The following is a 9,308-nucleotide window of genomic DNA, read 5'->3' on the forward strand; positions in this document are numbered from 1 at the left end:
GGGTATGGTCACAGTACGTGAGCAACTACCTGGGCGACTTAATGAGTTGTCTCAGGAGGCGACTGTAGAGCATGCCGAACAAGCTCAACATGATTTGGCTGAATGGTTAGATCGTGTTCGAAGCATATTAGATGATGCGAAGCTTGAGCAACTCGAAGAAGTTGCCAATTTGACTTTACAAAAAGAGTTAGAAACCACAGTAAACCACCGTTCCAATATCTTTTATACAGGTATTGAGATGGCGGATATTCTGGCCCATTTGCATGTCGATGAAGATACTTTAGCTGCTGCGATGCTCTATCGTGGTGTACGTGAAGGGGTCATTCCTTTGGCGGAAGTGCAAGAGCACTTTGGTGAACAAGTACATGCCTTGGTCAAAGGCACTTTGTCCATGGGGAAGTTGTCTGACCTCATCGAGCAGAATAAACGCCTCGAAGATCATTTTAATAACAACCAGCGCGAGCACTTAAACGGCATTTATAAAATGTTGATTTCTGTGACCGAAGACGTACGTGTTGTATTGATCAAACTGGCAGAGCGAACCTATGCACTGCGTGAATTGGCGACTTCTTCTAAAGAACGTCAAGAGCGTGTAGCACGAGAGATCTTAACCATTTACTCACCACTAGCACACCGTTTAGGGATTGCGCAGTTAAAGTGGGAACTTGAAGATCTGGCCTTTCGCTATTTAGCACCTGATCGTTATAAAGAAATTGCGACGCTACTGAATGAGAAGCGACTGGAGCGTGAGCAGTATATCCAGTTTGTCATAGATAAGTTGCGTGAAGCTTTGGCTGAACATGGTATAGAGGCTGAAATCAGTGGTCGGGTGAAACACATTTATTCGATTTATCGAAAAATGAAAAGTAAGAACCTGAGTTTCGATCAGCTCTATGACATACGTGCCGTCAGGGTTTTGGTGAAGACCGTCCCTGAATGTTATCACTCTTTGGGGATCGTACATCAAATTTGGCGTCATATTCCGCATCAATTTGACGATTATATTACCAACCCGAAAGCCAATGGTTATCGTTCATTGCATACCGCTGTGATTGCGGAAAATAAATCACTTGAAGTACAAATTCGTACCAAAAATATGCATGAAGAAGCTGAGCTAGGGGTATGTTCACACTTTAATTATAAAGAAGGAGGCAAGAATACCGACCGCTCTTTTAACCACCGTTTACATTCATTGCGTGCTGTGCTTGAGCATTATCAAGAACGGAATGATGCCAATGTACATAAGTCAGATGATGATTCTGAAAATTTTGAACAAATTCAGGATTTTGAAGATTTTGAGAAGATTTACGTCTTTAGTCGTGATGGCGATATCAAAGAACTTCCACGTGGTTCGACCGTGCTTGACTTTGCTTATCATGTACACACCCAAGTTGGTAACAAATGCTATGCCGCACGGGTGAATCAGCGCTATGTTCCGCTGACTTATACCTTAAAAACGGGCGAGCAAGTTGAAATTTTAACCAAGAAAGACCGTGAGCCAAACCGCGATTGGTTGGTGAACTCTTTAGGTTATATCAAGACGGCACGTGCGCGTGACAAGTTGCGTCATTGGTTCCGCCAACAAGATCGTAGTAAAAACTTGGAAGTAGGCCGTGAGCTACTCAATAAAGAGCTTTCACGTTTAGCGATTCATCCGAAAAGTATTGATTTAAATGATTACTGCAATCATTTCAATGTCAAAGCGGGTGAGGACATCCTGATTGCACTGGTGAATGGTGACATTAGTCTACATGCGCTGATTAATCAGGTGAATCGTCATATGCATTTGGATCAGGATGAACCTGAGCTGGTGCTGAAGCCGACCTTGAACCCACGTGCTAGCCATACTTTGTCAGCACATGGCATTCTGATTGATGGTTTGGATAACGTTGAGTTGCATGTAGCTCAATGCTGTCAGCCTGTGCATGGCGAGTCGATTGCAGGTTATATCACCTTGAATCGTGGGGTGAGCATTCATAAAATTGCATGTCCAGATTATTTGCGCATGATTCAAAATGAACCTGAACGTGCAGTAGAAGCCGATTGGGAAATGCAGCCAACACGTGGTCAGAGTGTGCAAATTGTGGTGGAAGCTTATGATCGCCGTGGTTTGCTCAAAGATTTGACCCAAGTGATTTTTTCTGACCAAATCAATATTCGTCAGGTTAATACGATTTCTGAAGCAGATGGTATTGCCAATATGAAATTGTTGATTGAAGTGAAAGGCTTATCGCAACTATCAAAACTGTTGGCGCGGTTAGAGCAACAACCGGGCATCATTAGTGCGCGTCGTTTGGTGCAAGGTAACTAAGCGAATTGAAAAGAAAGAGCCTGCAATTGCAGGCTTTTTTTATTTAGAAAGGTACAAATTGGTCAGGCGATTCAGACATTGGGGACTGATTTTACTCAGTTGAAATAAAAGCTTGGTTTTAGCACCCACGGCTTGATGGGTTGGAGTTAGAGCCGTATCTTTTGCAACGGCCCTTTGAAAAACGTGTTGCGCTACATCTTCGGCAGTTAAGTGTACTCCCATGTTTTGAATACTCTTCGCTTGCATATCCTGCACCATGGCAGTTTGTACAAATAGTGGCATGACATCGAGCACGCGAATGCCATATTTTTGCCATTCGGTATCTAAGCCTTCGGTGATACCGCGTACTGCAAACTTGCTGGCAGAGTACGAGACCAAATCAGCTTGACCATAGATGGCTGAAGCCGATGAAAGGTTGATGACACGAGCAAAATTTGCTTGTTTGAGATAGGGCAATGCAGCGTGGCAGCCATTCAGTACGCCATTGACATTAATCGACATGGTTTTGTGATGTGCGCCGATCTCTGTTTGTTCAAAAGGCCCTGAGAATAGAATTCCTGCATTATTGACCAAGACATTGAGCTCACCTGCCCATGCGACAAACTCGGCTAAAGCAGTTTGCCAGTCTTGATAGTTGGAAACATCGAGCTGCCCTGCTTTGGCATTTGGGCCGAGACTAGCTGCCAGCTGTTCGGCTTGAGCGCTATTGATGTCATAAATCCCTACTTTGTAATGATGTGTATAAAATAAGCGGGCGATGGCTGCACCAATCCCTTGAGCTGCACCGCTAATCAAAATACTGCGCATTGAAATGGCTCCTTGTTGCTCTTTTTCTTAATGTTATTGTTGTGATTGGATTGAGCATAACAAATGTATGCCGTCATAATGTAATTATTATCAATATGATTTTTGAAGAGAGATAAACATGGAACAATTGCTGAACGTGATGCGTGAGTTACGTGAAAAATGTCCATGGGATCAACAGCAAACCCCAGAAAGTTTAACCCGCTATGCCATTGAAGAAGCTTATGAGGTTGAAGATGCTGTGCGTTCAGGTGAGGCTGATGAAGTACGTGATGAGTTAGGAGATTTACTGCTGCAGGTGGTGTTCCAGTCGCAGATGTATGCTGAGCAAGGGGCTTTTAATTTTCAAGATGTGGTGCATGCCATCACCGAAAAGTTGATTCGTCGTCATCCACATGTTTTTCAAGCACAGCAGTTTTCGGCGTTGTCTGCTGAAGAGGTGGGCGAACTTTGGAAGCAAATTAAACAACAGGAAAAGCAAGGTAAGGCACAGTCTAGACTTGACAGTATCAAACACGGGCCTGCCTTACAGCAGGCGGAACAGATTCAAAAAAATGTAGCACAGATCGGTTTTGACTTTCCTGATGTGGCAGGTGCTTATGCCAAGCTTGAAGAAGAATTAGCTGAATTGAAACATGCGGTTCAGCAGCAAAATTCCGATGAAATAGCAGATGAATTTGGCGATTGTTTATTTTCAATGATCAATGTTGGACGTAAACTGGGCGTCTCAAGCGAAATATCGCTTTTGAGTACGATTCATAAATTTCGGACTCGTTTTGCTTTCATTGAAGATCAAGCTTTGCAACAAAACAAAAATATTGAGCACATGTCTTTAGCTGAAATGGATCATCTGTGGGAGCAAGCCAAATTACAATTGAAATAATAAAAATGGTGGTTTGAATTGATAAAAATAAAAGTAAGTTTGTTGATCATTGCTTTGTTATTACTGAGTTTATTGGCTTGGGTGCCGACCAGTTATGCACAGTCTTTTGATCAGAACTACCTGAACTGGAAAGCTGAACAGCAAGCGTGGGATGATCGTATTCAAGTGCCCAAGAGCGTGAAACGTGCTGTGTCTCCAGTTCAACCTCAGTCTGTAACTGATGCGGATAAAATTAGTTTAAACCAAGCCAGTGTTGAACAGTTACAACAGCTTCAGGGTGTAGGTCTAAAGAAAGCCCAAGCAATTGTGGCCTATCGACAAAAACAGGGTGCATTCAAATCCATAGATGAATTACAGCAGGTGACAGGGATTGGGCCTGCCATTTTTCTGAAAAATAAAGCACGTTTGAGTTTATAGTCAAATGGAATACTTTTCTTCATGAATTGCTCAGAATTCTGTTTTGCTTTCGAGAATCAAATTGCCCTTTGATTGTGTTAGAGATATCATTAGCGTCATCTTAGAATTTTACGTTTAGGCGTAGGAGACAGCGGCTTTTGCAAACTTTGCGCGCGTCAAAATGTGGTTTATCAACCGCTCAATTACCTTCTTACATTTTAGATGTGATCGATGCATTAACTAAGGCTGGCTATGAGGCTTATATCGTCGGAGGCGGTGTCCGCGACATGATGCTTGGCCTAAATCCTAAAGATTTTGATGCAGTGACCAATGCAACACCGTCACAGGTAAAAGAAGTTTTCGGACGACGTTGCCGTATTATCGGGCGCCGTTTTGAGCTGGCTCATGTCTATTCAGGTCGTGAGTTGGTTGAAGTTGCAACTTTCCGTGCACCGCCGAAGAAAGAAGTCACCTCAGCGCAAGGCATGATTTTGCGTGATAACAATTGGGGAACGATTGAGCAAGACTTTGCGCGTCGTGATTTTTCAATTAATGCAATGTACTATCAGCCACGCAAGGGCATTGTATTGGATTTTTGTCATGCCGTAGACGATATTAAAGATAAAACATTACGTCTATTGGGTGATGCGCAAACGCGTTTTGAAGAAGATCCTGTGCGCATGTTGCGTACTTTACGTTTTGCTGCAAAATTAGGTTTTTCAATTGATCAGAAAATTTTAGATGTTTTCAGTCTTGAAATGACACAACTGCTTCGCGATGTTTCTCCGCACCGCCTGTATGATGAATCTCAGAAGCTGTTTACAATGGGTCATCTGAATCGTGTATTGCCAATGCTGATTGACTTCGGAATTTGGAAACAACTATTTGCGGACATTCAGCCGAATATCAGCCCATTTATTGAGCGTGCGGCTAAAAATACGGATCAGCGTATTCAAGTCGGCAAAACCATTAACCCTGCCTTTTTCTATGCGGTGTTGCTCTGGAAACCGTTCCTAGAGCGTTGTGAGTTTTATAGCAGTAAAGGTGTGGTTGCTGCTGAAGCTCGTGCACAAGCGGGACTTGATGTATTAAAACGCCAAGCCACTCGGACGATTATTCCGCGCTTTGCTGAAACGTTTATTCGTGAAGTGTGGGAAATGCAAACACGTTTACTTAACCCGAAAGCACAGCAAATTCAAGCATTATCAACCCATGCACGCTTCCGTGCAGGCTTTGACTTTTTATTGCTGCGTGAAAAATCGGGTGATGATAGTACGCAAGGTATGGGTCAATGGTGGGATGCATATCAATTAATGAGCACCGATGAAAAAGAGCGTGCCATTAGTCAATATAATCGCCAACGTGCAAAAGCACGTCGCAGTGGCAAAGCAAGTGCTGAAGAAGCTGTTGTTGCTAAAACCGTAAGCCATGAAATAGAGCCTCTGGTAAAAGAACAAGAACCACGTAGTCGTCGCACGCGTAAGACCAAACAGCAGTCTGAAGCTCGATCTCAAGTGGGCGCGGTGACTACAACTGGCTCTGCCGAGATAGGTTTAGATCATCCAATTTTAAAACGAAAGCGTGTGAAGCGTGACTTGAGCAGTGTGATTTTTGGGCCAACACAATGAACATCATTACGTACATCGGTTTAGGGAGCAATTTAGGCGACTCTAAATTGATTTTAACTGAAGCAGTGCATAAGTTGGCCAGTCTCGGGGACGTGAAGATCTCCAAGTTATATCAAAGTCCACCGATGGGACCGCAAGATCAGCCCAACTATTTAAACGCCGTGGTGCAACTCAGTACAGATTTAGCACCTTTGGCGTTGTTGGATGAGTTACAACGTTTTGAACAAGAGTCAGGACGTGTACGTTTACGCCATTGGGGTGAACGCACTTTAGATTTAGATTTACTGCTTTATGCCGAAGAAAAAATTCAGCATGAACGTTTAACTGTGCCACATGTAGGGGTAATGGAGCGTGATTTTGTGCTTATCCCACTGTTGGATTTAGATCCTGATTTACACATTGATGGTATTGCGTTGAAGCAGTTGCCTGTTGTACAACAAGCGACATTAAGTGTGCTTGATGCAGGTAATTGGGCCGCGATTGAATTGAGCAATGCTCAAAATGTTGAAAAGGAATAGTTTGATGATTAGTTTAAATGACTTAAGAAAATTTAAAGCAGAAGGTCGCAAATTTTCCTGCCTAACTTGCTATGATGCAAGTATGGCAAAAGCAATGCAACTAGCTGAAATTGATACTATTTTAATTGGCGACTCTCTAGGGATGGCCATTCAAGGTCGTGATTCCACTTTGCCTGTTACGGTTGAGGATATGGCTTACCATACAGCAGCAGTATGTCGTGGTAATCAACATGCTTTCATTTTGACAGACTTGCCCTTTATGAGCTATGCCACTTTAAATGATGCTCTGCAAAGCTCAAAAGTTGTGATGCAGGCAGGTGCGCAAATGGTCAAAGTCGAAGGCGGTGCATGGCTTGCTGAAACAGTTCAGGTTTTGACACGAAATGGTATTCCTGTATGTGTACACTTGGGCTTAACCCCACAGTCTGTTCATGTGCTAGGCGGTTATAAATTACAAGCGCGCACACGTGAAGCCGCAGACCAGTTGATTGCAGACTGTCAGGCGGTTGTGGATGCGGGTGCTGCAATGTTGTTATTGGAATGTGTGCCTGCACAGCTCGGTAAAGAAATTAGTGAGTTGTTCCCGCATGTACCCGTTATTGGCATTGGCGCAGGTGTGGATACCGATGGTCAAGTCTTGGTGGTACAAGACATGCTTGGACTGACTTTTGGTCGTGTTGCAAAATTTGTACGTAACTTTATGAAAGAACAAGCAGGGGAAACTGCGATTTTGGATGCATTCAAGGCATATCATACAGCAGTACTAGATCGTTCATTCCCAGCTAAAGAACAAACATTTCAAGTCGAGCTGTAAAACATGAAAACTGAAACCACGATCCAAGGCCTCTCAGCATCATTGAACCCTGCGCGAACGGCTCGAAAGAGTATTGGTTTCGTACCGACCATGGGGAACTTGCACCAAGGGCATTTAAACCTTGTACGTGAAGCCAAAAAGCTTTGTGATGTGGTTGTGGTCAGTATTTTTGTGAACCCGATTCAATTTGGTCCAAATGAAGATTTTGATAGCTATCCACGTACCTTAGAGCAAGATCAGCGTTTGTTGGCTGATGTAGGGTGTGACATCGTTTTTGCACCATCGGTTGAACAAATGTATGGTAAAAATCCACGTTTGACCAATATTACTGTATCTAATATCACCAATGATTTGTGTGGTTTACAACGCCCAGGACATTTTGATGGTGTAGCGGTGGTGGTGACAAAACTGTTCAATATTGTGCAACCAAATTTTGCCTTCTTTGGTGAAAAAGACTACCAACAGCTGGCGGTGATTCGTCAGTTTGTCCGTGATCTAAATATGCCACTTGAAGTGATTGGCGTTCCGATTGCACGAGCAGAAGATGGCTTGGCTTTGAGTTCACGTAATGGATACTTAAGTGAAGAAAATCGCCAAAAAGCACCAAGCATTTATCAAAGCTTAAAAGCAGCGGAGCAATCACTACAAACGGGTATCGCTTTAGCTGATGTGTTAACAAATATAAAGGCGACATTGACACAAGCGGGTTTTGTTGTGGATTATGTGGAAGCACGTACCCCAGCTTTACAAAAAGTAGATGCGTTTGATCAAGATGTAGTGTTGTTTGTTGCGGCAAAGCTTGGTGTAACACGTTTAATTGATAACTTGAAAGTGAAACACATTTAGTTCGGGTTTGATGACAAAGGATTAAGATGAAGCGCATTTTAATTGTTACAGGACAGTCTGGTTCAGGTAAATCCTCTGCATTACAAGTATTGGAAGACCTCGGTTATTACTGTATTGATAATTTGCCTTTGGCCTTACTTCCAGAGATTGTGGCTAAACTGGATCGAGAAAATAACCTTGAGCAGTTGGCGCTTGGTGTGGATGTACGCAGTACACGTGCAGATTTGCAAGAGTTCGACTTGGTGTTTGAACAATTGCAAAGGCATGGTACGGTCGATATTATTTATTTGACCACGCGTGACCAAGAACTAATTGCGCGCTTTAGTGCTTCACGTCGTCCGCATCCGTTGGCGACACGCTTTCAAAGTTTGAATCAGTGCATTCAAGAAGAGAAAACCCTTTTATTGCCGATTAATTTGCGCTCAACTGTGCATATTGATACCACCGATAAAAGTGTGCATGACTTAAAGCATACCTTGCTGTCAAAGTTGGGGCAGTCGGATAACCTGATTTTGATTTTGCAGTCTTTCGGCTTTAAACATGGTATTCCGTTAGATGCTGACTATGTGTTTGATGTTCGACATTTACCCAATCCCCATTGGGATTTAGAACTGCGGAAGTATTCTGGACTGGATGCCCCTGTGCAAAAATTTTTGGAACAAAGTGAGCAAACCCACGAAATGTTCCAAGATATTTATAAATTTTTAGATAAATGGTTACCAGCTTTTGCTGAAGGGCATCGTCACTATATGACCGTGTCAATTGGTTGTACGGGTGGGCAGCATCGCTCTGTATATATTGTGGATAGACTAAAAAAAGCCCTTGAGGCAAAATGGTCTATTCAGGTCCTCCATCGAGAAATGAAGCACTGGGCATGATTGACACAACTGTTGACGTAATTAATAAACTAGGGTTACATGCGCGTGCATCTGGCAAGCTCATTGAAGTGACCACCAAATTCCGTTCTTCAATCCAAATTGGAAAAGGAGACAAATTGGTGGATGCCAAAAATATTATGTCCCTCCTGATGCTAGGCGCAGGAAAGGGCACCACTTTACGCTTGGTGCTTGAAGGCGCAGATGAAGAACAAGCTTTATCTGAGATTCAG

10 protein-coding genes are annotated in these 9,308 nt (G+C 43.1%); 9 read left to right on the forward strand and 1 reads right to left on the reverse strand.

Annotation, left to right across the window (positions count from 1 at the left end; genetic code table 11):
• Positions 1-4: 4 nt before the first annotated feature.
• Positions 5-2,311 carry a RelA/SpoT family protein gene (locus B4F08_RS09540; protein WP_086209857.1) on the forward strand — a complete coding sequence of 769 codons (2,307 nt, stop codon included), beginning with the start codon at positions 5-7 and terminating at the stop codon, positions 2,309-2,311.
• A gap of 39 nt (positions 2,312-2,350) precedes the next feature.
• On the opposite strand, the gene B4F08_RS09545 is transcribed toward B4F08_RS09540, so the two are convergent.
• On the reverse strand, positions 2,351-3,118 hold the full coding sequence (locus tag B4F08_RS09545; protein ID WP_291374246.1) for an SDR family oxidoreductase: 768 nt from the start codon (positions 3,116-3,118) through the stop codon (positions 2,351-2,353).
• Positions 3,119-3,236: 118 nt separating this feature from the next.
• Here B4F08_RS09545 and mazG point away from each other — a divergent pair, with 118 nt between their 5' ends.
• The 8 genes from mazG to B4F08_RS09585 all read left to right on the forward strand — a co-directional run.
• The gene (gene mazG / locus B4F08_RS09550) at positions 3,237-3,998 is read left to right on the forward strand and encodes a nucleoside triphosphate pyrophosphohydrolase (RefSeq protein WP_291374247.1); all 762 of its coding nucleotides are present in this window, start codon (positions 3,237-3,239) and stop codon (positions 3,996-3,998) included.
• An 18-nt stretch (positions 3,999-4,016) separates the two neighbouring features.
• The gene (locus B4F08_RS09555; protein WP_291374248.1) at positions 4,017-4,415 is read left to right on the forward strand and encodes a ComEA family DNA-binding protein; all 399 of its coding nucleotides are present in this window, start codon (positions 4,017-4,019) and stop codon (positions 4,413-4,415) included.
• A 137-nt stretch (positions 4,416-4,552) separates the two neighbouring features.
• Positions 4,553-6,022, forward strand: a complete 1,470-nt coding sequence (gene pcnB, locus B4F08_RS09560; protein WP_291374249.1) for a polynucleotide adenylyltransferase PcnB — start codon at positions 4,553-4,555, stop codon at positions 6,020-6,022.
• On the forward strand, positions 6,019-6,540 hold the full coding sequence (gene folK, locus B4F08_RS09565; RefSeq protein WP_291374250.1) for a 2-amino-4-hydroxy-6-hydroxymethyldihydropteridine diphosphokinase: 522 nt from the start codon (positions 6,019-6,021) through the stop codon (positions 6,538-6,540). Before pcnB ends, folK begins: the two co-directional genes overlap by 4 nt.
• A 4-nt stretch (positions 6,541-6,544) precedes the next feature.
• Positions 6,545-7,354, forward strand: coding sequence for a 3-methyl-2-oxobutanoate hydroxymethyltransferase (gene panB / locus B4F08_RS09570; protein WP_086209851.1), 810 nt, complete (start codon positions 6,545-6,547; stop codon positions 7,352-7,354).
• A gap of 3 nt (positions 7,355-7,357) precedes the next feature.
• Positions 7,358-8,200: a pantoate--beta-alanine ligase gene (gene panC / locus B4F08_RS09575; RefSeq protein WP_110975218.1), complete on the forward strand. Its 843-nt coding sequence runs from the start codon at positions 7,358-7,360 to the stop codon at positions 8,198-8,200.
• Positions 8,201-8,226: 26 nt separating this feature from the next.
• Positions 8,227-9,078, forward strand: coding sequence for an RNase adapter RapZ (gene rapZ / locus B4F08_RS09580; protein ID WP_004692298.1), 852 nt, complete (start codon positions 8,227-8,229; stop codon positions 9,076-9,078).
• Positions 9,075-9,308: HPr family phosphocarrier protein (locus B4F08_RS09585; RefSeq protein ID WP_291374251.1), on the forward strand; the 234-nt coding region annotated here is incomplete at its 3' end. The genes rapZ and B4F08_RS09585, both read left to right, overlap by 4 nt.

It is taken from the genome of Acinetobacter sp. UBA6720 (assembly GCF_002454215.1).
Lineage (GTDB): Bacteria > Pseudomonadota > Gammaproteobacteria > Pseudomonadales > Moraxellaceae > Acinetobacter.